General features: G+C 64.8%; 31 protein-coding genes. 4 read left to right on the top strand and 27 right to left on the bottom strand.

Annotation, left to right across the window (positions count from 1 at the left end; genetic code table 11):
* Positions 1 to 110: 110 nt before the first annotated feature.
* From nusB to LWC34_RS48405, 3 genes are read right to left on the bottom strand one after another with little or no spacing between them, the layout of a single operon-like run.
* Positions 111 to 530, bottom strand: coding sequence for a transcription antitermination factor NusB (gene nusB, locus LWC34_RS48415; RefSeq protein WP_233732621.1), 420 nt, complete (start codon positions 528 to 530; stop codon positions 111 to 113).
* Between the two features lies 1 nt (position 531).
* Positions 532 to 1,098 (bottom strand): elongation factor P, encoded by a 567-nt coding sequence (efp, locus tag LWC34_RS48410; protein WP_233732618.1) that lies wholly within the window; start codon positions 1,096 to 1,098, stop codon positions 532 to 534.
* Between the two features lie 57 nt (positions 1,099 to 1,155).
* On the bottom strand, positions 1,156 to 2,265 hold the full coding sequence (locus LWC34_RS48405; protein WP_233732615.1) for a M24 family metallopeptidase: 1,110 nt from the start codon (positions 2,263 to 2,265) through the stop codon (positions 1,156 to 1,158).
* Between the two features lie 70 nt (positions 2,266 to 2,335).
* Here LWC34_RS48405 and LWC34_RS48400 point away from each other — a divergent pair, with 70 nt between their 5' ends.
* Positions 2,336 to 2,752: a hypothetical protein gene (locus LWC34_RS48400; protein WP_233732612.1), complete on the top strand. Its 417-nt coding sequence runs from the start codon at positions 2,336 to 2,338 to the stop codon at positions 2,750 to 2,752.
* Here the strand turns inward: LWC34_RS48400 and LWC34_RS48395 are convergent.
* The 12 genes from LWC34_RS48395 to LWC34_RS48340 all read right to left on the bottom strand — a co-directional run bounded on the left by LWC34_RS48395 (position 2,716) and on the right by LWC34_RS48340 (position 12,586).
* Positions 2,716 to 4,215: a glycoside hydrolase family protein gene (locus tag LWC34_RS48395; RefSeq protein WP_233732609.1), complete on the bottom strand. Its 1,500-nt coding sequence runs from the start codon at positions 4,213 to 4,215 to the stop codon at positions 2,716 to 2,718. The genes LWC34_RS48400 and LWC34_RS48395 overlap by 37 nt on opposite strands.
* 148 nt (positions 4,216 to 4,363) lie before the next feature.
* Positions 4,364 to 5,404, bottom strand: a complete 1,041-nt coding sequence (locus tag LWC34_RS48390) for a GNAT family N-acetyltransferase (RefSeq protein WP_233732604.1) — start codon at positions 5,402 to 5,404, stop codon at positions 4,364 to 4,366.
* Entirely contained in the window at positions 5,401 to 5,826 is a 426-nt protein-coding gene (gene aroQ / locus LWC34_RS48385) for a type II 3-dehydroquinate dehydratase (protein ID WP_233732601.1), read from the bottom strand. Before aroQ ends, LWC34_RS48390 begins: the two co-directional genes overlap by 4 nt.
* Complete coding sequence (aroB, locus tag LWC34_RS48380; protein ID WP_233734124.1) at positions 5,823 to 6,926, bottom strand: 3-dehydroquinate synthase; 1,104 nt, start codon at positions 6,924 to 6,926, stop codon at positions 5,823 to 5,825. The genes aroQ and aroB overlap by 4 nt, the downstream gene beginning before the upstream one ends.
* 2 nt (positions 6,927 to 6,928) lie before the next feature.
* Positions 6,929 to 7,444: a shikimate kinase gene (locus LWC34_RS48375; RefSeq protein WP_233732600.1), complete on the bottom strand. Its 516-nt coding sequence runs from the start codon at positions 7,442 to 7,444 to the stop codon at positions 6,929 to 6,931.
* Complete coding sequence (gene aroC / locus LWC34_RS48370) at positions 7,441 to 8,628, bottom strand: chorismate synthase (protein WP_233732598.1); 1,188 nt, start codon at positions 8,626 to 8,628, stop codon at positions 7,441 to 7,443. The genes LWC34_RS48375 and aroC overlap by 4 nt, the downstream gene beginning before the upstream one ends.
* The gene (locus tag LWC34_RS48365; protein WP_233732597.1) at positions 8,613 to 9,236 is read right to left on the bottom strand and encodes a hypothetical protein; all 624 of its coding nucleotides are present in this window, start codon (positions 9,234 to 9,236) and stop codon (positions 8,613 to 8,615) included. The genes aroC and LWC34_RS48365 overlap by 16 nt, the downstream gene beginning before the upstream one ends.
* Before the next feature lie 134 nt (positions 9,237 to 9,370).
* Positions 9,371 to 10,552 carry a DUF222 domain-containing protein gene (locus LWC34_RS48360; RefSeq protein ID WP_233732595.1) on the bottom strand — a complete coding sequence of 394 codons (1,182 nt, stop codon included), beginning with the start codon at positions 10,550 to 10,552 and terminating at the stop codon, positions 9,371 to 9,373.
* Positions 10,553 to 10,608: 56 nt separating this feature from the next.
* The gene (locus tag LWC34_RS48355; RefSeq protein ID WP_233734122.1) at positions 10,609 to 11,052 is read right to left on the bottom strand and encodes a prepilin peptidase; all 444 of its coding nucleotides are present in this window, start codon (positions 11,050 to 11,052) and stop codon (positions 10,609 to 10,611) included.
* A gap of 261 nt (positions 11,053 to 11,313) precedes the next feature.
* Positions 11,314 to 11,895, bottom strand: coding sequence for a class I SAM-dependent methyltransferase (locus LWC34_RS48350; protein ID WP_233732593.1), 582 nt, complete (start codon positions 11,893 to 11,895; stop codon positions 11,314 to 11,316).
* A 2-nt stretch (positions 11,896 to 11,897) separates the two neighbouring features.
* Positions 11,898 to 12,353: a PTS sugar transporter subunit IIA gene (locus LWC34_RS48345; RefSeq protein WP_233732591.1), complete on the bottom strand. Its 456-nt coding sequence runs from the start codon at positions 12,351 to 12,353 to the stop codon at positions 11,898 to 11,900.
* Complete coding sequence (locus tag LWC34_RS48340; RefSeq protein WP_233732588.1) at positions 12,350 to 12,586, bottom strand: PTS sugar transporter subunit IIB; 237 nt, start codon at positions 12,584 to 12,586, stop codon at positions 12,350 to 12,352. The genes LWC34_RS48345 and LWC34_RS48340 overlap by 4 nt, the downstream gene beginning before the upstream one ends.
* A 192-nt stretch (positions 12,587 to 12,778) precedes the next feature.
* On the opposite strand from LWC34_RS48340, the gene LWC34_RS48335 reads away from it, so the two are divergent.
* The 3 genes from LWC34_RS48335 (at position 12,779) to LWC34_RS48325 (ending at position 14,950) form a co-directional block, all read left to right on the top strand.
* Complete coding sequence (locus LWC34_RS48335; protein ID WP_233732586.1) at positions 12,779 to 14,074, top strand: PTS transporter subunit EIIC; 1,296 nt, start codon at positions 12,779 to 12,781, stop codon at positions 14,072 to 14,074.
* Positions 14,067 to 14,333, top strand: a complete 267-nt coding sequence (locus LWC34_RS48330; protein WP_233732584.1) for an HPr family phosphocarrier protein — start codon at positions 14,067 to 14,069, stop codon at positions 14,331 to 14,333. Before LWC34_RS48335 ends, LWC34_RS48330 begins: the two co-directional genes overlap by 8 nt.
* A gap of 128 nt (positions 14,334 to 14,461) precedes the next feature.
* Positions 14,462 to 14,950, top strand: coding sequence for a pyridoxamine 5'-phosphate oxidase family protein (locus LWC34_RS48325; protein WP_233732582.1), 489 nt, complete (start codon positions 14,462 to 14,464; stop codon positions 14,948 to 14,950).
* 111 nt (positions 14,951 to 15,061) lie between these two features.
* Here LWC34_RS48325 and LWC34_RS48320 read toward each other — a convergent pair whose 3' ends face one another.
* The 12 genes from LWC34_RS48320 to LWC34_RS48265 form a co-directional block, all read right to left on the bottom strand.
* On the bottom strand, positions 15,062 to 15,670 hold the full coding sequence (locus LWC34_RS48320; protein WP_233732578.1) for a GrpB family protein: 609 nt from the start codon (positions 15,668 to 15,670) through the stop codon (positions 15,062 to 15,064).
* A gap of 57 nt (positions 15,671 to 15,727) precedes the next feature.
* The gene (locus LWC34_RS48315; RefSeq protein WP_233732576.1) at positions 15,728 to 15,886 is read right to left on the bottom strand and encodes a hypothetical protein; all 159 of its coding nucleotides are present in this window, start codon (positions 15,884 to 15,886) and stop codon (positions 15,728 to 15,730) included.
* A 71-nt stretch (positions 15,887 to 15,957) separates the two neighbouring features.
* On the bottom strand, positions 15,958 to 16,755 hold the full coding sequence (locus LWC34_RS48310; protein WP_233734121.1) for a shikimate dehydrogenase: 798 nt from the start codon (positions 16,753 to 16,755) through the stop codon (positions 15,958 to 15,960).
* Positions 16,756 to 16,804: 49 nt separating this feature from the next.
* Positions 16,805 to 18,025, bottom strand: a complete 1,221-nt coding sequence (gene mltG / locus LWC34_RS48305; protein ID WP_233732573.1) for an endolytic transglycosylase MltG — start codon at positions 18,023 to 18,025, stop codon at positions 16,805 to 16,807.
* Entirely contained in the window at positions 18,022 to 18,549 is a 528-nt protein-coding gene (gene ruvX, locus LWC34_RS48300; protein ID WP_233732570.1) for a Holliday junction resolvase RuvX, read from the bottom strand. The genes mltG and ruvX overlap by 4 nt, the downstream gene beginning before the upstream one ends.
* Entirely contained in the window at positions 18,546 to 21,209 is a 2,664-nt protein-coding gene (gene alaS, locus LWC34_RS48295) for an alanine--tRNA ligase (protein ID WP_233732568.1), read from the bottom strand. Before alaS ends, ruvX begins: the two co-directional genes overlap by 4 nt.
* Positions 21,210 to 21,288: 79 nt before the next feature.
* Positions 21,289 to 21,555, bottom strand: coding sequence for a hypothetical protein (locus LWC34_RS48290; RefSeq protein WP_233732554.1), 267 nt, complete (start codon positions 21,553 to 21,555; stop codon positions 21,289 to 21,291).
* Positions 21,552 to 21,953, bottom strand: a complete 402-nt coding sequence (locus tag LWC34_RS48285) for a DUF948 domain-containing protein (protein ID WP_233732552.1) — start codon at positions 21,951 to 21,953, stop codon at positions 21,552 to 21,554. The genes LWC34_RS48290 and LWC34_RS48285 overlap by 4 nt, the downstream gene beginning before the upstream one ends.
* Before the next feature lie 58 nt (positions 21,954 to 22,011).
* Positions 22,012 to 22,575, bottom strand: a complete 564-nt coding sequence (locus LWC34_RS48280; RefSeq protein ID WP_233732551.1) for a hypothetical protein — start codon at positions 22,573 to 22,575, stop codon at positions 22,012 to 22,014.
* Positions 22,576 to 22,659: 84 nt separating this feature from the next.
* Positions 22,660 to 24,240, bottom strand: a complete 1,581-nt coding sequence (locus LWC34_RS48275) for a purple acid phosphatase family protein (protein ID WP_233732549.1) — start codon at positions 24,238 to 24,240, stop codon at positions 22,660 to 22,662.
* 100 nt (positions 24,241 to 24,340) lie between these two features.
* Positions 24,341 to 24,808, bottom strand: coding sequence for a GNAT family N-acetyltransferase (locus LWC34_RS48270; protein ID WP_233732539.1), 468 nt, complete (start codon positions 24,806 to 24,808; stop codon positions 24,341 to 24,343).
* Complete coding sequence (locus LWC34_RS48265; RefSeq protein ID WP_233734115.1) at positions 24,805 to 26,139, bottom strand: replication-associated recombination protein A; 1,335 nt, start codon at positions 26,137 to 26,139, stop codon at positions 24,805 to 24,807. Before LWC34_RS48265 ends, LWC34_RS48270 begins: the two co-directional genes overlap by 4 nt.
* Positions 26,140 to 26,153 lie beyond the last annotated feature (14 nt).

Below are 26,153 nucleotides of genomic sequence, written 5' to 3'. Positions count from 1 at the left end.
ACCCCTAGTTTTTATTCAACACCAGGGGTCCGACAGTTCTGCGCCGCATGCGTTCTGACCAGCGCTTCTTCACCCCAGCGCTTTCCGGGCTAGCTCTTGTCCAGGTCGGCTCAGAGGGTCGCGCGCAGCCTGTCCGCGATCGTGGCTATCCGGCCGAGCAGACCGTTGACGAACCGCGGCGAGTCGTCCGTGGACAGCATCTTCGCGAGCTGAACGGCCTCGTCGATCGCGACCGCGTCAGGCACGTCCGACGCCCACAGCAACTCGTACAGGCCGAGCCGGAGCACCGCGAGGTCCACCGCGGGCATCCGGTCGAGCGTCCAGCCCTCCGAATGCTCTGCCAACAGCTCGTCGATCCGCCCGAGTTGCGTCTGCACACCCTCGACCAGCGTGACGGTGTAGTCGTTCACCGGTGGCACGTCAGGGGAACCGACCCGGTCGGCCAGCAGGCTGACCGGGTCGACTTTCCTGAGCTGCGCTTCGAACAGCAGGTCGACCGCGCGCTTGCGAGCTTTGCTCCGTGCGCCCATCTCAGCTGGAGACGCGGCCGAGGTACCGGCCGTCCCGGGTGTCGACCTTGACCTTCTCGCCGGTCGACAGGAACAGCGGGACCTGGATCTCCGCACCGGTCTCCAGGGTCGCGGGCTTGGTGCCACCAGTCGAACGGTCGCCCTGCAGGCCTGGGTCGGTGTGCTGGATGACCAGTTCGAGCGACGTCGGCAGCTCGACGTAGAGCGGCACACCCTCGTGCGTGGCCACGACGACCTCGGTGTTCTCCAGGAGGTAGTTCGCGCCGTCGGCGACCACGTCCCGGGAGACGTGGATCTGCTCGTAGGTCTCGCCGTCCATGAACACGAAGTCCGTGCCGTCGGCGTACAGGTAGGTCATCGAGCGACGGTCGACGGTCGCGGTCTCCACCTTGGTGCCCGCGTTGAACGTCTTGTCGACGACCTTGCCGGACAGCACGGCCTTGAGGGTGGTCCGGACGAAGGCCGGGCCCTTGCCGGGCTTGACATGCTGGAACGACACAACCGTCCACAACTGGCCCTCGATGTTGAGGACCAGTCCGTTCTTCAGGTCGTTGGTGGTGGTGGCCACGGGTTCGACTCTCCTGTTTTCAGCGGTGTTCAATTTTCGGCAAGGACGTGCGTGCGTTCACACGACCATGAGCTGCTTGGTGGTCAAGGTGAGGAGTTCGGGACCGGCCTCCCGCACGACAAGCGTGTCCTCGATTCGGACACCGCCCTTGCCGGCCAGATACACGCCGGGCTCCACGGTGACCGCCATGCCGGCCGAAAGTGTACCTTCACCGGCCTTCGACAGGTTCGGGGCCTCGTGAATCTGCAGGCCAACGCCATGGCCGAGACCGTGAAGGTACTCGTCGCCCCGGCCGGCGCGCTCGATGATGTCGCGGGCCGCGGCATCGACATCCTTGACGTCCGCGCCGATCTTCAACGCGGCCCGGCCAGCGGCTTGCGCGGCCGCGACAAGCTCGTAGATCTCCTTCTGCCAGTCAGCGGGCTCGCCGAGCACCACTGTCCGGGTCATGTCGGAGTGGTACCCGTCGACCAGCGCGCCGAAGTCCAGCTTGACGAAATCACCGTGCTGCAGCACTGAATCCGTTGGCCGGTGATGCGGAATGGCCGAGTGGGCGCCCGCGGCGACGATCGACTCGAACGCGGGCTTGGCTGCGCCGTTCTCGAGCATGCGGTCCTCAAGCTCACGCGCCACTTCGCGCTCGGACCTGCCCGGCCGAAGACCTCCGTGTTCCATCAGGTCAGCCAGCGCGCGGTCGGCCGCGGCGCACGCCATCCGCAAGGCCTCGATCTCTGCGTCGTCCTTGATGATCCGCAGCTTCTCGATCATGCCGGGCGCGCGGATCAGCTCGATCCCAGCGGCCGCGTCGGCAAGGCCGTCCAAGGCTTCGACGGTGACGTGGTGGCTCTCGTAGCCCGTCCTGCGGTGCTTGGTCTTCTGCGCGGCGAGCTTGTTGACCAGTGCGATGGCGCTGGCGCGGTCGATGATCCGGTCGAGGTCGGACACTTCTTCTTCGGCTTGCGTCAGGTATCGCCCGTCGGTGCAGAAGATGGTGTGCTTCTCGTCGCCGGGGTTGTCCGCGGCGTGCACGGCGAGCGCCGCGTTGGAACCGGTGAATCCGGTCAGATATCGGATATTAAGTAGGTCGACCACGAGCAGGGCGTCCAGCCCTCGCTCCCTGAGCTGGGTACGCAGAGCTTCACGGCGGCGGGCGTAGAGGTCAGACATGCGACGAGCTTAACGTCGGTGCGGATTGCTGGATCACCATTGGGCCACACGCTCGTTGTAGGGTCTTGTGGTGCGGTTTTGGCTGATCAGAGGCGGAGTGCTCGCGTTCGTGCTGGCTGGCGCGGATGTCGGGCTCGCGGCGATCGCTGTGCACATCAGCTCGCTCGGCGTCATTCGCTCGATCGTGCTCGGCGTCGTCGCGGGACTTGCCGCGTTGTGGGGCGCGCTCGACGGATGGCATCAGCTCGCTGATCGTGCCCGGATCTGGGTGCTGGCTTCGATCGTGGCTGGATTCGCCAGCGGCATCCTGCGGGTGATCGGCAAGGCGATCTTCGTGGACGAAACAGGGCTGAGTTCGCTGGGCAGTGCGTTGACCGGCGACGCCGCCTTCGGCGCCTTGGTGATTCTCGTGCCTGCCGGGCTCGGCTTGCTGGTCGGCGGACGCCTCGCTCAGCGCGGCACAGCCAAGGCCGGTCCGGTCGAGTAGCCGTCCCACGTCGTCGGTGGAATGTCGGCGACGGTCGACGAGTTGGCGGCAACCACCGTCGGGGTCACCGGATACAAGCGACTTTCGCCAAGTAGGAAGCCGACGCCGCGCCCTTCCGCTCGTAATGCTGCCGCGCCCGCGGCGACGTGCGCCGTGACCGGCACACCGTTCAACGCTGCGGCTCGTTGACTGATGACGACCGCGCCCATCGCTTCGGCAACCGACCGGCGGTCCACGCGCACAAATTCGTTGCCCAGCACCATGTCGAGCGTTCGTTGCGGGGACGGCACCGCGAATCCTTGCAGTGTGGCGAGCGCGGACTGTCTGGTTGCGCAGCCGTTGACGGCGTGCAGATCCAGCCCGAACCGCTTGAGGTCGGTCGGTTCGGCCTTATCCCGCGTGGCGCGGATGAGATCGATCGGTATGCGACCACATGGATCGGTCATCGACAGTGGGGCGTGTCCGTCCGCACGGCGTGCCAGTCCTGGTCCTTCTTCCCAGGGGCCCGGAACTATCGCCGGTTCGTACGGGTGCGTGGTGAAGTCCCTGTTCCAGAAAGTGATCGTCGTGCCGTCTGCTGTCTCGTGGCCGATCGCGAACGCGTCCAGAGCGTCGATCCACATCCAGTCGGCGCTGAAAGCATTTACAACGGACCGTTCGCGACCTTGGCCAGGCTTGAAGCCGCCGTGCCCCAACATCTCCATGCCAGTCGCGAACACCGGGTCCTTGGAGCGCAACACGAATTGGCCAGCCCCGTTGTCGTACGCCCCGGACGCGTTGGTGTCGGTGAACATCAGATAGAACCAGCCGTCGAGATATAACGCCGACGGTTGACCAGCGCCGTAAGTGTTGCTGCGCCCGACTTCGTACGACGAACCTACGATCGGTTCGCCTCCTTTGGCACGCGTCCACGTAACACCGTCTGAGCTCGTCGCAAGCCCGATCGCGTTGCCCGAACTGTGGTCGTTCGGCGCGCCTGTGTAATACAGGTAGTACGTTCCGTTGACTCTGATCACTGACGGGTCGCAGGTGTGCCGCCCGTCAAAGCCTTGGCCAGCGCCACCGAATACCGCCCGCGCCACGGAGAAGGGCCCCGCCGGTGTGTCGGCCTCTGCGTAGACCACATCGTCGCCCGGTGGCGGATTGCTAACCAGTTGGCTGCACCACCACATGCGCACACGGCCGTTGTCGACCATCACCGAAGGCGCGTAGTTGTATTGAGCGTTCTCGCCCGCGGCCGCAACAATCCCGCTATCCGGTCGCGCACCGTCATGCGATAACGCTCGCGGTTGTGGTGATGGCGCAGCTGCGGGCTCGGGTGCGGACCCAGGAGCGAACTGGGCGGGTTCGGATGCGCCACCGATGACCGCTGTCCCAACGCCATCGGCCTGAGGCGAGGCCTCCGAACACGACGCCAACGCCGCAGCACTCAGGAACACCGACACCAACACCAAACGACGCACACACAGACCTTCCGTCACCCAGTCGGGCGACAGTTTACGGTCCTCCCGTGCCGCCAGGAGTCAACGCGGTGTCATCCTCATTCCTCGTTGGCCGACCCAACTACCGGAATCTGAGCCGTTTGCCGCAGCTACGGCTGCATCGACAGAATCACCGGATCGTGGGCCGCGGCAGCACAGCGTAGACGCGGTGAAGATCGTTGTAATGCACACCGGTTCCGACGTCGAGGAACCCGAGGCGGCTGGCAAGACGCTGGCTGGCGTCGTTGTCCTGGTGGACGAGCGCCCACACAGCCGCGAGGCGGAGTGTGTGCAAACCGTGGTCTCTGATCGCGATAGCCGCTTCCGTCGCCAGACCGCGCCCTTGGTGCGCTGTACCGAGATACCAGCCGATCTCGGCAACATCGCCAGGCAGTTCCCCAGACGGTCGCAGATGACCGATGCCCACCAGGATGTCGTCCTCGACGAATGCCCAGTGCCCCATACCAGTTGGCCCGGCATAGGCCAGCCTGCTGTCGATCATCTTGTCCGCCCACCCAGGCTGCTGCGCAGCTTCGCTTAGGAAGCGCGTCAACTCCGGGTCGCTGAAAATGTCCCGCACATCGCGCCGATCGTCCTCGCGCAACGGCCGGATTACCAAGCGCTCGGTCCGCAGCGTGGGTTGCCTATCGTGGCCGTTAGCCTCGGCGCGCGGGAGCAGGACATGGATCCTGGCTGGCCCGGCTGGTTGGTAGTGATCGGCTATGTCGAGGAACCCGAGGGACTTCGCGAGGCGGACGCTTGGCTCGTTGTGCGCGTGGATCAATGCCCATATCGCAGGCAGCCCAAGGGTGCGGATGCCATAGTCCAGCAACGTGCGCAGCGCCTCGGTCGCGTACCCCTGGCCCACATGAGTGCGGGCGACAAACCAGCCAACTTCAACCACTTTGCCTGGCAACCGATCCGAAGGCGTGAACCGGCCGACGCCGATCACCAAGCCATTCAAGTCCAGCAGCCAGGTTCCCATGCCGTTCGGCGAACCCCAGCCCAGCCAACGCTCGAAGCTGGTCGCCGCGTTGACCGCGTCCGACATGTCCCGCGTCAAGTACTTGCTGCTAGCCGGATCAGCGAAGATCTTGATTACCGCGTCCCGGTCGTCAGCCCGCATCGGACGCAGCGTCAACCGGTTCGTCTCGAACGTCGGCTGGCTCATTGCTCAGCCAACCACCTGATCGCCAGCGGGTATCCCCGTACGCCAAGACCAACGATCACTCCGCTGGCAACGGCGGAGATGTAGCTGTGGTGACGGAACTCCTCGCGCTTGTGCACGTTCGAGATGTGCACCTCGACCAGTGGGGCGGTCAGCATCGCGCAAGCGTCCGCGATCGCGATGGAGTAGTGCGTCCACGCGCCCGCGTTCAGGACAACGCCAGCCTTCTGATCGGCGGCCTCATGCAGCCATCCGATCATCTCGCCCTCGTGGTTGGTCTGCCTGACCTCAACGTCGACCCCGAGTTCTTTGCCGGTCTGCTCACATAGGGCGACAAGGTCGGCGTGGGTGGTGTGGCCGTAGACCTCTGGTTCTCTTGTGCCGAGCCTGCCCAGGTTCGGGCCGTTGAGCACCAGGATCTTCACAGCAGCACCCCTCCGTTCGCCGATTTGGCCGCCACCGCCGAGTACGCACCGGCGAGCAACGCCGGGTCGGGCCCTTCCAATCGGCCAGGCTTCGCCAGTCCGTCGAGCACAACGAAACGAAGCATTCCCGACCGGGTCTTCTTGTCGTTGCGCATTCCGTCGATCAGCTGAGGCAGAGCATCCGCGTCGTAGTACGTCGGCAGCCCGATCGACTCAAGCACCTCGCGGTGCCGATCCGCAGTGGCATCGTCCAACCGACCGGCGAGACGCGCCAGCTCAGCAGCGAACACCATGCCGACGCTGATGGCCGCACCATGGCGCCAGCGATACCGCTCGCGCCGCTCGATCGCATGGCCCAGCGTGTGACCGTAGTTGAGAATCTCGCGCAGCCCTGACTCACGCAGATCCTGCCCCACGACGTGAGCCTTGATCTGGATCTTGCGGGTTACCAGCTCGGCGATCACGTCGCCATCAGGGTCGACGGCGGCCTTCGGGTCGGCTTCGATCAGCTCAAGGATCCGTGGATCCGAGATGAACCCGCCCTTGATCACCTCTGCCATACCCGCGACGAGTTCATTGGCTAGCAATGTGGACAAGGTGGCGAGATCGACAAGTACTGCGCTGGGCTCATGGAAGACGCCGACGAGGTTTTTGCCCGCGTCGGTGTTGATGCCGGTCTTGCCACCGAGCGACGCGTCGACCATGCCCAGCAGCGTCGTCGGAACGTTGATCAGGCGAACGCCACGCAGCCAGGTCGCCGCAACAAAACCAGCGAGATCGGTGACCGCACCGCCGCCGAGGCCGACAACAACGCCCTGCCGATCAAGGCCAATGCGCCCAAGTACTTCCCAGCAATACGCGGCGACGGGCAAAGCTTTGCCGTCCTCGGCGTCTGGAATCTCGATCCGGTGAGCATCGACGCCTGAGTTGGCGATTTCCTCACGAGCTGCCTCGGCCGTCGCGGTCAACGTCGGCGGGTGGACGATCGCCACCCTGGAAGCGCCCTGCACCTTTTCGACCAGATCACCAAGCAGTCCGCGGCCGATCACGACCTCGTATGGCTGCGCGGTGGTCACTGCGATTCTGACTGGCTCCATCACTGTCACCTAACTGGCATGGCCGCAAGGACATCTTCGAGGATGTCCTGCGGGTCACGGCCATTGGTCTCAACGGTGGCGTCCGCGACCTGGGTATAGATCGGTCGCCTGTCGGCCAGCATCTGCTTCAGGTGCGCCCGCGGGTTGGGCAACAACCACGGGTGCAGCGCGACAAGGCCTTCCCGTTTGAGCAAGTGATCGAGGTCCACATCCAGGAATACGACCGAGTAGGGCTTCAACAGGTCCGGCACACCGGGCGCCGTCGGCGTTCCGCCACCGAGCGCGAGCACACCGTCATGCTGAGGCAGAACACGAATCAGCAGCTCGTGTTCCAACTGCTGAAAGCGCTCACGGCCGAGGTCAACGACCAAGTCGCCAGCTTCCTTGCCGTGCTCGGCGGCCATGTCATCGTCGAAGTCCCGGAAACCGACACCAAGCCGTTCAGCCGCCATCCGGCCGATCGTGCTCTTGCCTGAACCGGGCGGTCCGACCAGGACCAACACCGGGCCGTTGGTGGTCACCAGCGCTCCTCCAGTGCCTTCAAGTACGCCGCAGCGTTCGCCCGCGTCTCACGCATCGAGTCGCCGCCGAACTTCTCCAACGCCGCGTCAGCCAAGATCAGCGCGACAACCGACTCGAGGACCACTCCGGCACGCGGCACCGCACACACATCTGACCGCTGGTGGATAGCCACCGCAGGCTCACCGGTGACGACATCCACAGTGGACAGTGCTTTCGGGACAGTCGAGATCGGCTTCATCGCGACGCGGGCGCGCAATGGCTCGCCATTGGTGACTCCGCCTTCCAGCCCACCAGCACGGTTGGACCGGCGAGTCACCCCTTTCGGCCCGTCGCCCTTGTCGATCTCGTCATGGGCCTTGCTGCCCCAACGCCGTGCCGACGTGAAACCGTCACCGATCTCCACGCCCTTCATGGCCTGGACACCCATCAACGCCCCAGCCAGTCGAGCGTCAAGCCGTCGATCCCAATGAACGTAGCTGCCCAAGCCAGGCGGCAGGCCGTACGTGATCACCTCGATGACACCTCCGACGGTGTCGCCAGCCTGCTTGACCGCGTCTACCTCAGCGACCATGGCGTCAGTCGCCGCCTGGCCGAACGCCCGAACCGGACTTTCGTCAATGGCTGCCAGGTCGGCTGGTGTGGGCTCGGGTCCTTCAGGGGCCTCAGCCGCACCGATGGACACGACGTGGCTGATGATCTCTACGCCGAGCAGTTGCCGAAGGAAGCCCTTGGCCACCGTGCCGAGCGCCGTCCGCGCTGCCGTCTCCCGCGCGCTGGCTCGTTCGAGAACGGGCCGGGCGTCCTCGAAGCCGTACTTCTGCATGCCCGCCAAGTCCGCATGGCCAGGCCGCGGCCGGGTCAACGGCTCGTTCCGGGCCAGTCCGGCCAGCTCATCCGGGTCAACCGGATCGGCTGCCATGACCTTTTCCCACTTGGGCCACTCGGAGTTCTCGATCTTGACCGCGATCGGACCCCCCTGGGTGCGGCCGTGCCGGACGCCGCCGAGGAACTCGACGTTGTCAGTCTCGAACCCCATACGAGGACTACGCCCAAAGCCAAGCCGTCGGCGGGCCAGTTGGCCGGTCAGGTCGTCCGAAGTGACCTCGACCCCGGCGACCATTCCTTCGAGCACGGCGACAAGGGCCGGGCCGTGTGATTCCCCAGCGGTTATCCAGCGCAGCACAGACGGATCCTTTCACGTCGCACGAGCTCAGCCCTCCCCTGGGGGCCGTTGTCCAGATGCGTACCAGTGCCGGAATTGTCCTGGGTTACGCGCACAGCGGTGTAAATGGGCAAGCCACCCGGATAGTCCGGAAACTGGCGTTGGGCGTCCTTGATCGTCAAGATGGCGTCCCGCTGGTCAGGCGTGACGGAGCCACGCAGCTCCTCATGCCATGAAGCCACGTTGGCGTGGACATCGTGCAACCAGTGGGAGAGGTCGACGCACCACTCCCCTTCGAGGCGATCAATGCCGATCTTGAGGTGGTACCGCTCGTCGCGGGCATATTCGGTAGGACAGCGCGTCTCCCTCTCATCGTGGAATTCGAAACTCACCACTCCCGGCAAGTCGATCAGGCGCTGCATCAACACCAAGACATCCGCCGGCGTGAATTGCGGGCCGACGAGCACCATCACGTCCAGTTCGCGCCAGGTCATCAGCCCGGATACGAAACTGCCCGCCAAAAGCACAGGTCCGGCCTCCGCAAGGCGCTCGACCAGCTTCAGGTCGCGCAGCAGTTCCGCACCTTCGGCCTGCAGTCGCTCCTGACGCGGCACCAACTCCAAATCCACGCCGACAGTCCACCACGTGGCCGCACACGATCAGCACGCATTTTCCCGCCAAGCGAACGTGCACACGCCCCACCTGGGACAAGTGAACACTCAGCGGGCGCGCCCGACCCCATCACGAAGCGATCTGCGGGTGATCAGGCGGGCGCGTCCAGGTACTGAGCAGGTGCGACCGCATACGTATGAGTCATGCCACCGTCCGGGCTGGTGAGAGCGATCACTCCAGGTGCCGGGTAGTTGAAGGTCCATCCATGATGCTGCTTCTTGACCTTGTGATAGGTGCAATGTTCGTCCCGTGAGACGGCCTTAGAGTCATCACTGCCTACGATACGGCCGGTCTCCGCGGGCGCCCGGCAACCTACGGTTTCGCACTCGTTGGCGCGTTCGAGCTGCGGGGGCCGGACGTATCGATGGTGAGCGATATCGAGGACATGTCCCGGTGGCTCCGACGGATCCAGGCTGGTCGCCACATCGGCCCGATGTTCCGGGGTGGAGCTAGTTTCGCACGCGATGGGATCACCGAGTCGTTCGGTTTCGTTGGACTGACCAGTCGGCGAGACCGCGTCGTCCATCGCGACCTTGATGGACAGCCCTTCGCCACGGTTGTCACGCACGAACACGTCGTAAACGACCGCTACCCTCCGCTGCCCATCAGTCCGGGTGTCGCCAGGAATCTTGGCTTCCTCAGCGAGAGTGTCGATCCGTTTTCGGGCAAGGATCGCCTCGTCCTCGTTCATGTCGACGATGAGTTTGCACATCCCATCATCGCAAGGTTCGACTGACACGTCAGGGTTCTGCCTCGCCGCTTTCCGGCGTGCGACCGCATCGGCGTCCACCTTGATCACTTGTTGCCGGACGGAGTCCCGGAACCTCCGATAGTTGGGGCGTGCACCGCCTTCGAGCACGACCCGCTCGACCCTGCTCGCATCCTCTTTGGACAGTCGACCGGCGAGGTCGACCATCGCCAACGCCCTCCGCTGGTCGATATCACCCTTTTCCAGGGCAGACAGCGTGGAAGGCAGCGAGTCGACCAGCTTTCGCGACTGGCGGACCTGTATGTCGGCGGCTCGTGGCGACACCGCGAGTTCTGCCGATATCAGTTGCCGGCCATCGTGGTCGAGTTCCTTCCCGCTACCTCCGGGCGGCGGCCTCAGATCCGAGTACCTGGCTAGGGCCTTGACAATCTGCGCTTCGTAGAAGGCCTTCATCCGGGCACTGTGGATGATCACGTTCAGGCACTGCGACTGATTCATCGTCTCGATGGCGCCGATCACCGGGGAGTCAACGTCAGCGTGGCCAGTCAAGTTGTCAGCAGTCATGCTCATTCCAATCAAGGTCAAGAAACAGGGAGTACGGATCGTTTGACGCACTGCGCTTAGCGCGAGAGGTACACGACGTCCGCAGGTAATCCAGGTGTCATAGGCAGGAAGGCGAGAAGCCATGTGGCAGCAAGCAAACCTGGCCCATGCGGGACTCGGTCTGAGTAACGGCCAAGAGAAACCCCTCGAAGCGCCAATGTGATCAAGGCTGCTAGCGCCAAGCCCACAGACAGAGCAAGCCAGCTCACCGAGCCAAGGACAGCTCCGAGGCTGCCAGAGAGCTTGACATCGCCACCACCGAGCGCGTCAGGTGCCAAGAAGTGGACAGTCGCGTGTAGACAGAGGAACAACACGGCGCCCACCAATGCGCGTTCGAGACTGCCTGCGAATGCAAGTAGCAGCCCGAAAACAGGGTAGGCCGACAGTGTCAACGCGTCAGGAAGCCGTCCGTGCTTCAAGTCTGTCGCGATGAGCACGACCGCGAACCAAGACAAAGCCATGACCACAAGCAGCCACGGGGCAGGCATGTCCGCCAGACCTGCCAATCCCCAGAGAATTGCGCAGGCCGCTTCACACCACCCAGGTCGCAACTGCGCACCACGCCGCAGTCTGCGCAGCAGACAGCGGCCGAGCGATCCCGCTAGGAGACCGCCGACGAGAAGGGACGCAGTGAGGACCACGTGACCAGCCTGCCCACATGCGACCACCGAACGCTAGCGTTTGGAGCAATGAGTTCGTACGAACGGTCCGTTCGCGCGGAACTACTCAGGCTTAGCCCAGGTCAGCGAGTAGCGCCAGAAAATATGATGGCGAAAGCGAACGCCTGGGAGCAACGTGGTTGCCAATCGACGCATACTGGTGTACGTCTCGGGCGGCGGCCAACAGATCGGCGACGGGTGCTCCCAGTAGCCTTTCCGGAGGCGATGAACTTGGTTCGCCACAACACCAGCCACTTCGTACGGCAAGTCGCGCACCTGTGATTTGGCCAGACCGACGATCACCATCGTGCCGCCAGGACTCAGCAGCGCCTTCAGACGGGTAAGCCCCGCAGCCGCGTCCATGTGGTGCAGCGTGGCGACCGATGCTATGAAATCGAATGACGTTGGGAAGTCGTATGTCAGGACGTCAGCCACGACATAGGAAATGTCATCGTCGAACTGCGTCGCCAGGTCGATGCTCGGCTGGTCCAGATCCACTCCGACCACATCCGGCACTTTCTTCCGCAGAAGGCGGGCAAGCATGCCTTCACCACAGCCCACGTCCAGCGCAGTTCGCGCACCGGCAGGTACAGCAGACAGGACCATCGGGTGGTAATGAATGTTGTGGTTCCAGCGGTTAGACATGATCAAGGGTGCCACAGGAACAACGGGTCCCCGGCGTTCACGGGGCCGTCAGGCGCGATCGCGGTCAACGCCCCATTCTGTGCATCTAGTGCCACAACTGGGCAGATCGATGAGTAGCCAGCTGCCTCGACAGCACCTGGATTCCATCCGATGATCGGCTGCCCGGCCCGCACCGTCTCGCCTTTCACCACGTGCAGGACGAAACCCTGGCCCTTCATCTTGACGGTATCAATTCCCAAGTGGACCAATACGGCCTGGCTGCTGCCTCCCGTAACGACGAAAGCGTGCGGGTGCAGCGTCATCACGACGCCGTCGATCGGCGAAAGCACGTCCGAGGCCACGGGCACAGGTTGCACCGCCACACCCGGCCCCACCATGGTCTGGGCGAAAACTGGGTCTGGCACGGCGGAAAGGCCGACAACCGAACCGGAGACCGGGCTGGAAACGCGGAATGTCACAGAAGATCCTCTATGTCGCTGGCAATGGTGTCGGCTTCCGGCCCGACCACGATCTGCACTGCTCCGCCCATTCGCACGACACCGTGCACCCCGAGGGAACGCAACGCTGGTTCGTCCACCAGGGAATCGTCTTGCAGCTCGCACCTGAGCCTGGTGATACACGGTTCGAGTTCGATCACGTTTTCCGCGCCGCCGATCGCGGCAAGGATCTTCGCCGCCCGCTCGTCTGCCATCGACTTGTCCCTCTCTGTTGCACAACCTGCGCAATTTGTACGCGCCGCATACCGACCGCGTCACGCATCGACACAAAGCTGTAACGGTCGTTGACATATAACACCAGTCAGGCGCATAGTCCCGCACTTACCTGGTCTAGACCAGGAGGTTGAACGCGTCAGGACACCCGGCCCCGACACGGGAGATTTCCAGTGAGCGCACCACAGATCCAACAATCCGGCCGTGGCTTGGCCGGTTTACAACGCTTCGCGCGAAGCCTCATGTTGCCGATCGCGGCCCTTCCGGCCGCGGCTCTGTTGTCCCGCCTCGGTTACACCGACTCCACCGGCAAGGGACAAGGCGAGTTGATCGCTGCCATACCGGGGGAATTCTTCGATGACGCCGCGCGGGTAATCGGTGCCGGTGGCAATGCACTGTTCGACTTCCTCCCATTGCTGTTCGCAATCGGTATCGCCATCGGATTCGCGCGCAAGGCGGATGGTTCCGCCGCGCTCGCGGCGGCAGTCGGCTACCTGGTGTTCCATCAGGTACTGGTAGCCACAATCCAGGACACGAGCCTCACCGAGGGCAAGTCGTTCATGGGCGGCCCGTACGGTGTGCTCGGCGGCATCATCAGTGGTTTGATCACGGCTGTCCTCTGGACGCGGTATCACCGCATCAAACTCCCGCCCTACCTGGCTTTCTTCGGCGGCAGAAGGTTTGTGCCGATCATCGCCGCGGTGGTCATGCTGATCGTCGGCGTGCTCCTCGGCCTGGTCTACAGCTGGTTCAACAGCGGGCTGACCGCGGTCGGCGAGGCAGTTTCGGGGTCCACCGTTGTCGGGGCAGGCATCTACGGTGCGCTCAACCGCTTCTTGATCCCGTTTGGCTTGCACCACATCATCAACTCGTTCGTGTGGTTTGTGTTCGGGGAGGCCAACGGCGTCACGGGCGACCTCAACCGGTTCTTCGCCGGTGACCCGAACGCGGGAACGTTCATGTCCGGGTTCTTCCCAATCTTCATGTTCGCGCTGCCAGCTGCCGCCCTTGCGATCTATCACACCGCCCGGCCGGAAAACCGCAGGCTGGTCGGCGGCTTGATGCTGGCCGCAGCGCTCGCGTCGTTCCTAACCGGTGTGACGGAGCCGCTGGAGTTCGCGTTCATCTTTGTTGCGTGGCCACTGCTGATCGTGCACGCTGTGCTCACCGGCGTTTCACTCGCAGTCACCAACGCGCTGGGTGTGCATGATGGGTTCGGATTCTCGGCAGGCGCCATCGACTATGCGTTGAACTGGAATCTCGCCACCAAACCGTGGCTGATCATTCCGATCGGCCTGGTGTTCGCGGTGATCTATTACGTGGTGTTCCGCTTCGTCATCACCAAGTGGAACCTGCGCACGCCGGGCCGCGAAGCCGAACCGCTCGACAACGAAACGACCATGGATACGCCGACGGAGCGGGTCCGCCCGCAGCACGGCCCGCCACCTTCACCGGGTCGACGTGCCTGAGGTACGGGTCCGGGTGGCCAGCAAGGTCGGCCTGCACGCACGGCCCGCCGCGCTGGTCGCCCGGTTGGCGGCTGAGCAGCCGGTGACCGTGACCATTCGCAAGGAAGGTGGTGAACCGGTTGCGGCGGCCAGCCTGCTCAACCTGATGACGCTTGGCGCGATGCACGGCGATGAGGTTGTCCTCGCGGCAGATGGTCACGCGGCACAGTCCAGTTTGGACAAACTAGCGGCATTGATCGCGACCGATTTGGACTCGTAGTCATGTGGCATATTTGGGCGGCCACCACGTTGGCTTGTCAGCGGTCGGCCGGTTGCTGGGACTTCAACCAGCGCTGCAGCATGCCTCATGAACGGGCATTCGCTTCTTGGCGTGCGTAGGGTCGTTCCATGACAACTTGGAACGAGTTCAGTGAGGCGGCGCCGCGGATCGCGTCGGTCTTCACTCGTCGGCATACGGCGACTGGCAATCTCTGCATGCTGGCCACTCTCCGATCGGACGGGTTCCCGAGAATCAGCCCGATGGAGCCGAGGTTCTTCGAGGGTCAACTCTGGCTCGCCGGGATGCCGAACACGACGAAGTTCCACGACCTGGCACGCGATCCGCGGTTCTGCCTACACACCGCGACGATCGACACACACGTCAGCGACGGCGACGCGAAGCTCTTCGGTGTCGTCAAGGATGTTCAAGACAAGGCGCTGCACCAGCGGTTCGCCGAAGCGTTGTTCGAGACGACCGGGTTCGACATTCGCGGGCGGGAGTTCGGGCACTTCTATGCGGCCGACCTGACCAGCGCTTCGGCAGTGGAGTTGACCGACGGCCGCTTGGAGATCACCATCTGGAAGCCCGGGGAGCCCGAGCGGGTCGTACGCAAATAGGGCGCAACCAGATAGTGCCAAAGGCTTCGGGCGTCGGCGACGGAAGCGCCGCCGACTTCGGCATCGACCTCCGGGTGCGCGAGGCCGCCGGGAGTCGACCACCATCCGGCGTCAGTACAGTCGGCATGAACGATCCGGTACGCCCGCGCGTGCCCTGATCGCTTGAATCACGTCGCTTTTGGAGTCCGCGTAGTTCTGGACGTACTTCCAGTCGCGTTTGGCCAGTTCTTGCTTGGTTGTCTGATACAGCAGGCGGCCGTCGTCGTGGGTTCGGAGCCAGTCGCGGAAAACCGCGTAAAGGTCAAATTCGACGCATCCGGCCGTATAGGTGTGCAGGTTGACGTCCCGCTTGTGGCCGCGTTCGACGCGGGTAGTGAAGCAGCGGTGCTGGTGGTCTTCCGGCTCGCGAATTTCCAGGTCATAGCCTGCGGCGAGCAGGGCGGGCACGTAGGTGTCCTCTTGGGACGAGTCCGGTACCTCAAGTGCGATGTCGATGATGGGTTTCGCCGCGAGGCCGGGAACCGAAGTGGAGCCAACATGCTCGACGCGCACAGCAACCGCCCCTAAAGCGGTGCGTATTTTGTCGGCTTCCTCGGCGAACCACGAGGGCCAAAGCGGGTCGTAGTCGGCGACGACGACTTTTACGGAGTAAGGAGCCGGAGCGTCGCTGACCAAAGCGGCCAGATATTCCTCGTCCCTGGACATGCGTTCCTCGGGCACGAAGAACTCCTCTCGATAGGCAGGTCCTTCACGCTATTGAGAGGTGCAAACCGTTATTCAGCGCCCGAGTTTGCGCCGAGTAGTGGTCCGTTGTGCCGCCGCGGCGACCGTTCCCACGGCTGCCACCGCACCGAACAACGCCAGGAAACCGGCAAAGAACACGGCCATAACGACAAGCACGACTGCCAGTATGCCCATGGTCAACGCTGTACCCACGCACACCCTCCGTTCAGCGATACCCACCGCATCGTGAGCATCACCTTCTTGTGTATCACGGGTCAGGTGATTCAGGCCAGCGGCAACGGGACCGTTCCGCCTGTCGCCTCGAACAGCGCGTCCCGCATGACTTCACGCGGCGCAGGCAACCCGGTGAACTGCGAGACCTGCCCGAACGCCTGGTGCAGCAACATATCCAAGCCGGTGCCGATTCGGCCGCCACGAGCCTGCACAGCGGCCGCGAGTGGCGTGGGCCAAGGGTGATAAATGACGTCGACAACGCACGGCGCAACGGCCAATTCGGACACGTGGGAGTCCGCGACCCCAGCGGGCACAGTGCTCACGACAACATCCGAAGACGCCACAAGGTCCCGGAAGTCCGCATCGGACCAGCGATACACGTCCAGCTGCACGCCAAGTCGTTCCGCGCAACGCGAGGCGTCGGCCGCTCTGGCCGGATCCCTGACCACCAAGGCAAAAGAAGCAACGTCCACACTGGCCAAAGCGACCATGGTCGCCAGCGCCGTTCCCCCCGCACCTAAAAGAAGCGCGTGCGCGCCCGGTTTCGTTTGATACCCACCGGCAAACAACAGCGCGCCCACAACGCCGTCGACGTCCGTGCAGTCGACCCGCCAACCGCCGTCAGGTAACTGAACGAGCGTGTTTCCCGCGCCGACAAGCGAAGCGCGCTCAGTGACCTCTGTAGCCACCGTCAAAGCGGCGTGTTTGCCGGGCATGGTCACGGACAAACCAGCCCATTCCGACCCAAGTCCGGCAACCAAACCCGGCAATTCGTCGGCGTCGCACGAGATCCGCGAATACGTCCAGCCCGTCAGCCCGAGTGCCTGATACGCAGCCGAATGCAGCATAGGCGACAGCGAGTGCTCGACAGGCTTCCCGACCACCGCGGCGCGGCGATCAGTAAACGTCACGAGCCCTTGCGTCCCTGACGTTCTGGTCGTGCTGCCCCTGTGTCTCGGCGAAGCACGACGTGCCGTCCTTCTCGCACTTCACGAAGTACACCCACGGCCCGTCGGCCGGTTTCGCCGCCGCCTGCAGCGCTGCCTTACTGGTCGCCGCGATCGGGGTCGGCGTCAGGCCGAAGTTCTTGTAGGTGTTGTACGGGTTCTGCGATTCACGAGCCGACGAATCCGTCGTGATGGTCGGGCGGTCGAGCACGTAGTTGATCGTCGAGTCGAAGCCGAGCCGGATGTTGTCGGCCAGCCGCCGGTAGATCACCCGGGAGATCTTGTCGAAGTCCTTGGCGATGCCCTCGCGCTCGATCAGCGAGCCCATCACCAACACCTGATACGGCGTGTACCCGGTCTTTTCGGCCAGCTTGGGCATGCCCCAGCCGTCGAGCGTCGTCGCGGAGTCCTTGACGACCTTGGTCAGCAGTTCCTGCGCGCTCACCCCGGGCTCGACGTCGTAGACACCCGGCGTGATCAGGCCTTCCAGCCGACGCTTCGGCTCGACCTGGCTGGCGAACGGTACCGCCCACGCGGGCGCACCGAGGTCCTTCAGGTCTACCGTCTCGGCGACCTTGCGCAGCTCCTCGACCGTAGGACCGGTCTCCTTGCCGTTCATGGTCACTCGGCCGGCGTTGGCGATCAGCGTGAAGACACCCGGGGTTGTCTTGTCACCCGGCAGTTTGATGTCGTCGAGCTGAGTACCCGCACGGATCTGCAGGTTGCCGACCCGTGCGTCCTTGGAGACGATCCGGTCGGCCGCGGCCTTACCCGACATCTTGGTCTTCATCAGGTAGAAGCCGGGCTGGACGGCCTTGACCTTCGGCTGGTCCTCACCCGCCGAGGTGAAGGCGCGCGAGCTGGCCACGACATCCTTGGCCTTGAGCGCGGCGCCGATATCGGCCGTGCCCTGGCCTGCCTTCACTTCGACCACGACGTCCGTTTCACCGGCTCCGGTGTAGTCGTCGAATCCGCCGATGCCGAGCACCTGCGTGACGCCGTACCAGGCGCCACCAGCGATGATCGCGACCACGACGACCGCGACGACCCAGAAAGTGGGGCTACGGCGCTTCTTGCCCCGCGGTTTGCGCGGTTCGTCGTCGTAGTCGTACTCGTCGTCGTGCCGGTCCTGGCTTCGCGAGTTGTCGAACAGTCCGAGTCCGTCGGTCACTCCGCACCCTCCGGTGAACTTTCCCCGACCCGGTCGTTGTTCCTGCGCACGGCGGCCGCGCGCGCGTCCAGCCATGCCTGCAGGATCTCCACCGCAGCGGCCTGGTCGACCACGGCCCGCTGCTTCTTGCCACGCACACCGCGCTGCGACAACATCCGTGACGCTGTCACGGTGGTCAGCCGCTCGTCGCCGAGCCGGACAGGCACCTGCCCGATCCGCTCGGCAAGAGCCGTGGCGTAGGCGACCGCGCCGATCGCCGCCGGGCCGTGCCGGCCAGCCAATGTCTTGGGCAAACCGACCACCACCTCGACCACTTCGTGTTCGGTGACGAGTCGCGCGATCTGGTCTAGATCACTTGTTGTCTTCTCGTCACGGGACAGAGTAACGAGCGGGCTCGCGAGCATCGGCGCTGGATCGCTCAGCGCGACGCCGACCCGTACCGAGCCGACGTCAACGCCGAGCCTCCGACCTGGCCCGGGATCATTCTCTCCCGGGCGATGCACGGTCGGACTGTCATGCGTCACGCGCCGCCCAGCTCCTTACGAAGCAGAGCGATGGCGTCGTCGATGCCAGCGGGCTTGGTGCCGCCACCCTGGGCCATGTCCGGCTTGCCGCCGCCGCGGCCGTCGATCGCCGCGGCGAACGAGCTGACCAGCTTGCCAGCGGCCAGTCCCTTGTCCCTGGCACCGCCGGTGGTGGCCACGACGAAGCTGACCTTGTCGCCACCCGGGGCGAACAACGCCACCACGCCAGCCTCGGCACCGCCAAGCCGGTTACGGACATCCGTGGCCAGGGCGCGCAGGCCACCAGCATCGACGCCCTCGGGAACACGCTCGGCGACCAGGCGCACGCCGTTGACGTCCTGGGCCTTGGCGGCCAGGTCACCGGCGGACTGCAGCACCTGGGCGATGCGCAGCTGCTCGATCTCCTTCTCGGCGCTCTTGATCCGGCCGAGCAGGCCTTCGATCCGGCTGGGCAGCTCGGCTGACGGCACCTTCAGCTGGTCGGCGAGCTGCGACACGAGCAGCTGCTCCTTGCGGACGTAGCGCAGCGCGTCCGAGCCGACCAGGGCTTCGACACGGTGCACGCCGGAGCCGATGGACGAGTCGGCGACCAGCTTGACCAGGCCGAGCTGGCCGATCCGGTCGACGTGCGTGCCACCGCACAACTCGCGCGAGTACTCGCCCATGTCGACTACGCGCACATCATCGCCGTACTTCTCGCCGAACAGGGCCACGGCGCCCAGCTCGAGGGCCTTGGCCTTGGTCGTGGTGAACGTCTGCACCTCGACGTCGGTCTGCAGGTAGTCGTTCACCTCCTCCTCGACCTCGGTCAGGATGTCGGTGGACACCGAACCGGGCGTGGTGAAGTCGAACCGCATCCGGCCAGGGGCGTTGAGCGAACCGGCCTGAGCGGCGCGCTGACCGTAGGCACCACGGACAGCGGCGTGCACGAGGTGCGTGGCGGAGTGGGCGCGGGCGATCGACTTGCGACGGTCACGGTCGACTGACCCGGTGACCTCGGAGTCCAGGCCGATCTCGCCGGACAACACGGTCACCCGGTGCACGAAGAGGCCGGGAACGGCTTTCTGCACGTCGTCGACCTGGATCTCGGCGCCCGAACCAACCAGCAGGCCGGTGTCGGCGATCTGACCACCGCTCTCGGCGTAGAACGGGGTGCGGTCGAGGATCAGTTCGGCGTGCTGGCCAGCGCTCACCTTGGCGACCGGCTGGCCGTCGACCAGCAGGCCGATGACCTGGGCGGTCGACTGCAGGTCGATGTAGCCGAGGAACTGGGTCTCGCCGTGCTGCTCGAGCACCTTGCGGTACTCCGACAGGTCGCCATGCCCGGTCTTGCGGGCGGCCGCGTCGGCCTTGGCGCGCTGCCGCTGCTCCTCCATCAGCTCACGGAACCGGGCCTCGTCGACCTGCAGGCCCTGCTCGGAAGCCATCTCGAGGGTCAGGTCGATCGGGAAGCCGTAGGTGTCGTGCAGCTGGAAGGCCTTGTCACCGGCCAGCAGCTTGCTGCCGCTGTCCTTGGTCTGCGAGGCGGCCACGTCGAAGATCCGCGAACCGGTGGTGAGGGTGGCGCGGAAAGCGTCTTCCTCGGTCTTCACCACGGCCGAGATCCGGTCGAAGTCGCGCACGAGCTCCGGGTACGACGGGCCCATGGCGTCACGCACGACGGCGGCGAACTCCGGCAGCACCGGTTCATCGACACCGAGCAGACGCACGGATCGCACGATGCGGCGCAGCAGGCGGCGCAGCACGTAGCCACGGCCCTCGTTGCCAGGGGTCACGCCGTCGCCGATCAGCATCACGCCGCTGCGGGCGTGGTCGGCGATGACGCGGAAACGCACGTCGTCGACGTGATCGGCGCCGTAACGGCGGCCGGACATCTCCTCGGCCTTGCTGATCACCGGGCGCACGAGGTCCGTCTCGTAGACGTTGTCCACGCCCTGCAGCAGGTAGGCGACACGCTCGACACCCATACCGGTGTCGATGTTCTTCTTCGGCAGGGTGCCGATCGGCTTGTGGCCGTACTTGGGGCTTTGCTCGCCGCGTACGTCCTGCATGAAGACCAGGTTCCAGATCTCGAGGTACCGGTCTTCGTCGACGACCGGGCCGCCCTCTTTGCCGAACTGGGCGCCGCGGTCGTAGTAGATCTCCGAGCAGGGGCCGCCGGGACCGGGCACGCCCATGTCCCAGTAGTTGTCCCTGCCGTCACGCCGCTGGATCCGCTCGTCGGGCAGCCCGGCGACCTTCTTCCACAGCTCGATGGCCTCATCATCGTCGAGGTAGACGGTGGTCCAGATGCGGTCTGGGTCCAGCCCGAAGCCGCCATCGTCGACCGAGGAGGTGATCAGGTTCCAGGCGTGCTCGATCGCACCGGCCTTGAAGTAGTCGCCGAACGAGAAGTTCCCGGCCATCTGGAAGAACGTGTTGTGCCGGGTGGTCTTGCCGACCTCGTCGATGTCGCCGGTGCGCACGCACTTCTGCACGCTGGTCGCGGTCGGGTACGGCGGCGGGGCTTCGCCGAGGAAATACGGCTTGAACTGCACCATGCCGGCGTTGACGAACAGCAGGTTCGGGTCGTCGAGGATCAGCGAGGCACTCGGCACCTCGGTATGCCCGGCGTTCTTGAAGTGATTCAGGAAACGGTTGCGAATCTCATGCGTCTGCACGGCTTATCCCTGGAAGGAGGTATGGACGGATGTCAGGCACGGCGGAACGGCGAACGACCACTGGGCGCTGTGAAGCGACTCAGTCGTCCGCCCGTCGCGCTCGTGCGTTGTGCAAACGCACGCCCGACCGCTCGGTGACCACGTCCTGCAACTCCTTCTCACGCTCTTGCATCCCCGCGCGCACGTCCGCACCGAACGCGCCCACGGCGCCCGCCAGCTCGCGCATCGCGTCGCTGACGTTCTCGGCAACACCGGCCGGGGTGGCCTGATGCGCCTTCTCTCTGAGTTTACGGGACAGCGCAACGCCGGCCGCGACGCCGACGCCGAGCCAGAACAACCTGCTCATTTGCGCCCCCTACGACGACGCGTGTGCTTGCCCTCGCGCTCGTCCTTGCGCTTGCGGCGGGCCTTGATCGCCTTGCTCAGGCCATAGGAAACGGCTGCGGCCTTGACGAGGGGACCGCCGAGTGTGGCGGTGAAAACCGAGGTCAGGGCGGATACGTTGCCGCTGACCGCCTGTGCGTTCGCGGTGATCCCGTCCACCCGCTCAAGCTGGGTGTTGACGTGGGTGAGTGTGGTGTTGGCGCCGTTGAACAACGGGTCGGAGTTCTCGTGCGCCTTACGGATCGCGATGGTGGCCTCGTCCAGCGTGCGCCCCAGCTTGATCAATGGGCGCGCCACCAGGATCACCAGCAGCAGGAACACGACTACAGCTGCAGCCGCGATCCATTCCCCTGCGGACACGAAGCCTCCCGGAAAGGCGTTGCTCGAATTGGGTGAAGGAAACATTACCGGGGGGCCGTCAGTCGTCCGGCAGCGCCTCAAGGCCGAGGTCCTTACGCATCTCGCCGCGCAATTTCCGGAAGCCTGCCTGCGACTCGTCCCATAGCTCCTTGACCCTGGTCCACTCCGGCGCCTTGCCCGCGGACATGTACATCGCCAGCCGTGACCGCGGCAGCATGGTCCTGCGCAGCATGTCGCTGAAACGCTCGGAGGCGAACAGGGTCACCGGACCGAGTGAATGGCGTAGTTCTTCCCTGGCCCGCCAGACGTCGCCACGCTGGTCCTGGCGCAGTACTTGTGGGTTGTCGGCGATCCGCCGGACCGCAGCGACGACCGGGTACACCAGCCAGTCGTAGGCCTCCACTGCCGCGATGATTTGTACATAGGCGTTTTGGCGGCCTTCGTAGCTGCGGTTCTCGAGTTCCTTGACGCGTTCGCGGTCCCAGCGTTTGTCCTCACGCTCTTGGTCTCGGCGCCAACGTCGGTCTTCACGCCAGGCCGCGACGAACTGAGCGCTCAGGACACCGGCGAACCCGACGAGGGCGACAGCGATGGTGACCCATAACGGGACTTGAGAGGACATGTTCGGAAAGTAGCGCGCCTGTCCCGGCCGGGCTTTGCCGACCGGGAGGCTTCGGACGTCATTTGGCGCGGAGTCGCATTTTGGTCACGCGTCACCGACGTCGGCGCCGAGTGTGAGGGCGCCGAAATGCAGTCCGGCGGTGCGTTCGAGAGCGAACCGGTCGACTTCGGCGCCGGTCGCGGTGAGCACTCGAACGGTGAGGCGCGTTTTGCGACCGGGGAACGCCGGTTCGGAGTCGATGGCGAGGAATGCGTAACCGGTGAACCGGACTCGCGACCATTGGACGAGTTCAGTGACCTTCGCTTTGCCGGGCGCCCAGTGGTACGACGGTACGTCCGTGTGCGGCGACTCGTGACCGGCGTACGTGTCGGGCGCCGGGAAGTCGTAGAGGCTCTTGCCGCCACCGCCGCACGTCGCGTAAACGGTGCCGTCGGTTTCGGGGCGGATCGTACTTCCTATAGGAACCTGTTTCGTGACGCGACCGGCGCGGAGGGCGTCGCTGCGTTCGTAGACGTGGTTGTGGCCGTTGACCACGAGGTCGACCTTGTAGCGGTCGAACAAGGGCACCCAGAAGTCGCGGACGCCGCCGTCGGACGCGTGGCTGTTGGTTGTCGAGTAGGCGCAGTGGTGGAAGAACACGACGATGAAGTCGACGTCCGGTTGCGCGCGAAGGAACGCCAGGCGCTGCTTGAGCCAGCGGGTCTGCTCGCCGCCGGTGAAGCCGTAGTTCGCCGGGATCTCATAGGACACGTCGTTGGCGTCCAGTGAGATGACGCCGACGTTGCCGTAAATGAACGAGTACGCGCCCGGGCACGACCGCGGGCCGGAACCCGGGAAGTCCCAGCGGGCGGTTTGGCCGCCGTAGCCGTTGTGCGGGTACAGCGCCTCCATGTCGTGGTTTCCGGTGGTGACCATCCACGGCACATTTGCGGCCACCGGCTCGATCTGGCCGAAATACGCGTTCCAGACCTTCGGGTTGAAGGTGTCATGGCCGGCGTCCGGTGTGCTGCCGATCGGCAATCCGTTGCCGTTGGGGTCCGCGTATGCGATGTCGCCAGCCAGCAAGTGAAACGCCGGATTCTGTCGCGCGACGGCGCCGTCGTTGGCCAACGCCGCCGTGGTGACGCCTTGGTCGCCGAATGCGGTGAAGGTGAATTTGTGCGGCGGCAAACCGCGGTGCGGCGCGGTGGTGAACGAGGCGTCGGCGTGCTTCGGGTCGAAATCCTCGTGACCGACGGCGTAGTAGTACTTGGTGCCCGGCCGCAGGTTTCCGACTTCGGCGTGCAGGTAGTACTGGTCCTGGGGCGCGATCACGCCCTTGACCTCGGAGTGCAGGGCGCGGATCTCGGCCGGTTCACGGTGGCCGAGGTCGTGCGGATCGTATCCGATTCGCACGAACGGTTTGCGAACCAGCGCGGGAACCTGCCAGCCGATTCGCATTTGGGTCCGCGGGTTGCGCCCGAACGCGATGTGTTTGCCGGTCGGCGTGACGCGGTCGCCGGACGCGTACGCCAGACCGGGCAAAAAGGTCGGTCCGGCGACCGTCAGCGCCGCGACCGCAGCGCCGCGACCGAGTAACGACCTACGGTTGAGGTACTCGTGCTGCTCGGCCATGGACAGGCGGTCAGCAAGGTGACCGGGAACGCCAACGCGAGGAATTTCCATGCCGACATGCTCATCCGGTGACATTCCAGCGCGGCCACACCGACATGAACACCAGCTGTCCACTATGGATGGTGGCGGTCAAGGGATTCCGAAGACTTCTTTACTCCACCAGGAATCGCAGGCGAGTGCGGTCGTCCGGCAAGCCGATCTCGATATACGGCTCGGTCGCGACGGACCGCCAGAAGACGACGGCGGGCTTGTTCGCGTGGTCGAACGTCAGCGTCCATTCGCCCGGATGCAGCGCGAAAAGCGACCTGGCTGCCTCGGTTGCCACCCCTCGGCGCCGATACTGGCGTGCGACGAAGAACTCCGCCACGTTCCACGATCCGTCGTCGTCAACGTCGCTGCGCACCATAGCGAAACCGGCGAGTTCGGCGTCCGCCATGATGAAGTAGGCCTCACGGTCCGGCTCAGTGAAGTACGTGTCCAAGTACCGGTAGATGAAGGTGCCGTGCGGACTGAGTTTCAGGTCGTCCCGAATCTCGGAGAAGTCGTACAGGTACAGCTGTACGAGGTTCGCCAACACTGGTTTGTCCGGCTCAGCGACCGGCGTCAGTTCGACCGTCATTCGCCGCGGATCGCCTTACGGAGCTTGGGAACCCGATCGGCCAGCGCACGTTCGGCGCCTCGGGTCGTCGGCTCGTAGTAGTCGCGCCCGACCAGGTCGTCCGGCGGATACTGCTGCGCTAGAACACCCTCCGGAACGTTGTGCGGATACCGGTATCCCTGCGCGTTGCCGAGCCGCGCCGCGCCAGCGTAGTGACCGTCGCGCAGGTGAGGTGGCACTGTTCCGGCGCCACCCGCGCGGACGTCCGCCAAAGCGGAGTCGACCGCCATGATCACCGCATTGGATTTCGGCGCCGTGGCGAGGTGAATGGTCGCCTGGGCAAGCGCCAGACGCCCCTCCGGCATGCCAATGAACTGCACGGCCTGGTGGGCGGCGACGCAGACCTGCAAAGCGGTCGGGTCAGCCATACCGATGTCCTCGCTGGCGTGCACGACCAACCGGCGCGCGATGAACCGCGGGTCCTCCCCTGCTTCGATCATCCGCGCCAAATAGTGCAGGGCGGCGTCGACATCGGAGCCACGGATCGACTTGATGAACGCGCTGGTGACGTCGTAGTGCTGGTCGCCCTGCCGGTCATATCGGACGGCGGCCTTGTCGACCGTGGCCTCGACGGTCGCGAGGTCGATCTCGGCAAGTCCGGTCGCGGCGGCAGAGTCCGCGGCCGCCTCCAATGCCGTCAATGCCCGCCGGGCGTCCCCGCCCGCGAGCCGCACCAGGTGATCCTCGGCGTCCTTGGCCAGGCCAAGTTGGCCGTTCAAGCCGCGCGGGTCGGCGACCGTCCGGCGGATCAGGACGCGAACGTCTTCGTCGGTCAGCGGATGCAGTTGCAGCACCAGAGACCGCGACAACAACGGCGACACGATCGAGAAGAACGGATTCTCCGTCGTCGCCGCGACCAGTAGGACGATTCGGTCCTCGACCGCGCCCAGCAAAGCGTCCTGTTGGGTACGCGAGAACCGGTGCACCTCATCGATGAACAACACGGTCGACTCGCCAGACCGCGTCAACCGACGCTTGGCTTCGTCGATGACCGCACGTACTTCTTTGACGCCAGCCGTCAGCGCCGACAACGCGACGAACCGGCGGCCGATCGACTGCGAAACCAGCGTCGCGAGCGTTGTCTTACCCGTTCCCGGCGGTCCGTACAGCAGCACGGAAGCCGGAGCCGCGCCTTCGACCAACCGCCGAAGCGGTGATCCGGCGCCAAGCAGGTGATCTTGACCGACGACTTCGTCGAGCGATCGCGGCCGCATCCGCACTGCCAGCGGAGCTTTGGCGGCCACATTCGCCGCAGACCCCGGATGGGGTTGCGGGTTGGTCGGCTCCGACATGTCGAACAGGCCCT

The organism is Kibdelosporangium philippinense (assembly GCF_021390435.2).
Classification (GTDB): domain Bacteria; phylum Actinomycetota; class Actinomycetes; order Mycobacteriales; family Pseudonocardiaceae; genus Kibdelosporangium; species Kibdelosporangium philippinense.
This window is presented reverse-complemented; position numbering and strand designations above follow the sequence as displayed.

Excerpts from the sequence above, each read along its gene's own strand:
- nusB (WP_233732621.1), bottom strand. The coding sequence starts at position 530 with ATGGGCGCACGGAGCAAAGCTCGCAAGCGCGCGGTCGACCTGCTGTTC.
- LWC34_RS48405 (WP_233732615.1), bottom strand. The coding sequence starts at position 2,265 with ATGTCTGACCTCTACGCCCGCCGCCGTGAAGCTCTGCGTACCCAGCTC.
- LWC34_RS48390 (WP_233732604.1), bottom strand. The coding sequence starts at position 5,404 with ATGAGCCAGCCGACGTTCGAGACGAACCGGTTGACGCTGCGTCCGATG.
- LWC34_RS48360 (WP_233732595.1), bottom strand. The coding sequence starts at position 10,552 with ATGACTGCTGACAACTTGACTGGCCACGCTGACGTTGACTCCCCGGTG.
- LWC34_RS48355 (WP_233734122.1), bottom strand. The coding sequence starts at position 11,052 with ATGGCTTTGTCTTGGTTCGCGGTCGTGCTCATCGCGACAGACTTGAAG.
- LWC34_RS48350 (WP_233732593.1), bottom strand. The coding sequence starts at position 11,895 with ATGTCTAACCGCTGGAACCACAACATTCATTACCACCCGATGGTCCTG.
- LWC34_RS48340 (WP_233732588.1), bottom strand. The coding sequence starts at position 12,586 with ATGGCAGACGAGCGGGCGGCGAAGATCCTTGCCGCGATCGGCGGCGCG.
- LWC34_RS48325 (WP_233732582.1), top strand. The coding sequence starts at position 14,462 with ATGACAACTTGGAACGAGTTCAGTGAGGCGGCGCCGCGGATCGCGTCG.
- LWC34_RS48310 (WP_233734121.1), bottom strand. The coding sequence starts at position 16,755 with ATGCTGCATTCGGCTGCGTATCAGGCACTCGGGCTGACGGGCTGGACG.
- LWC34_RS48290 (WP_233732554.1), bottom strand. The coding sequence starts at position 21,555 with ATGAGCAGGTTGTTCTGGCTCGGCGTCGGCGTCGCGGCCGGCGTTGCG.
- LWC34_RS48280 (WP_233732551.1), bottom strand. The coding sequence starts at position 22,575 with ATGTCCTCTCAAGTCCCGTTATGGGTCACCATCGCTGTCGCCCTCGTC.
- LWC34_RS48275 (WP_233732549.1), bottom strand. The coding sequence starts at position 24,240 with ATGGAAATTCCTCGCGTTGGCGTTCCCGGTCACCTTGCTGACCGCCTG.
- LWC34_RS48270 (WP_233732539.1), bottom strand. The coding sequence starts at position 24,808 with ATGACGGTCGAACTGACGCCGGTCGCTGAGCCGGACAAACCAGTGTTG.
- LWC34_RS48265 (WP_233734115.1), bottom strand. The coding sequence starts at position 26,139 with ATGTCGGAGCCGACCAACCCGCAACCCCATCCGGGGTCTGCGGCGAAT.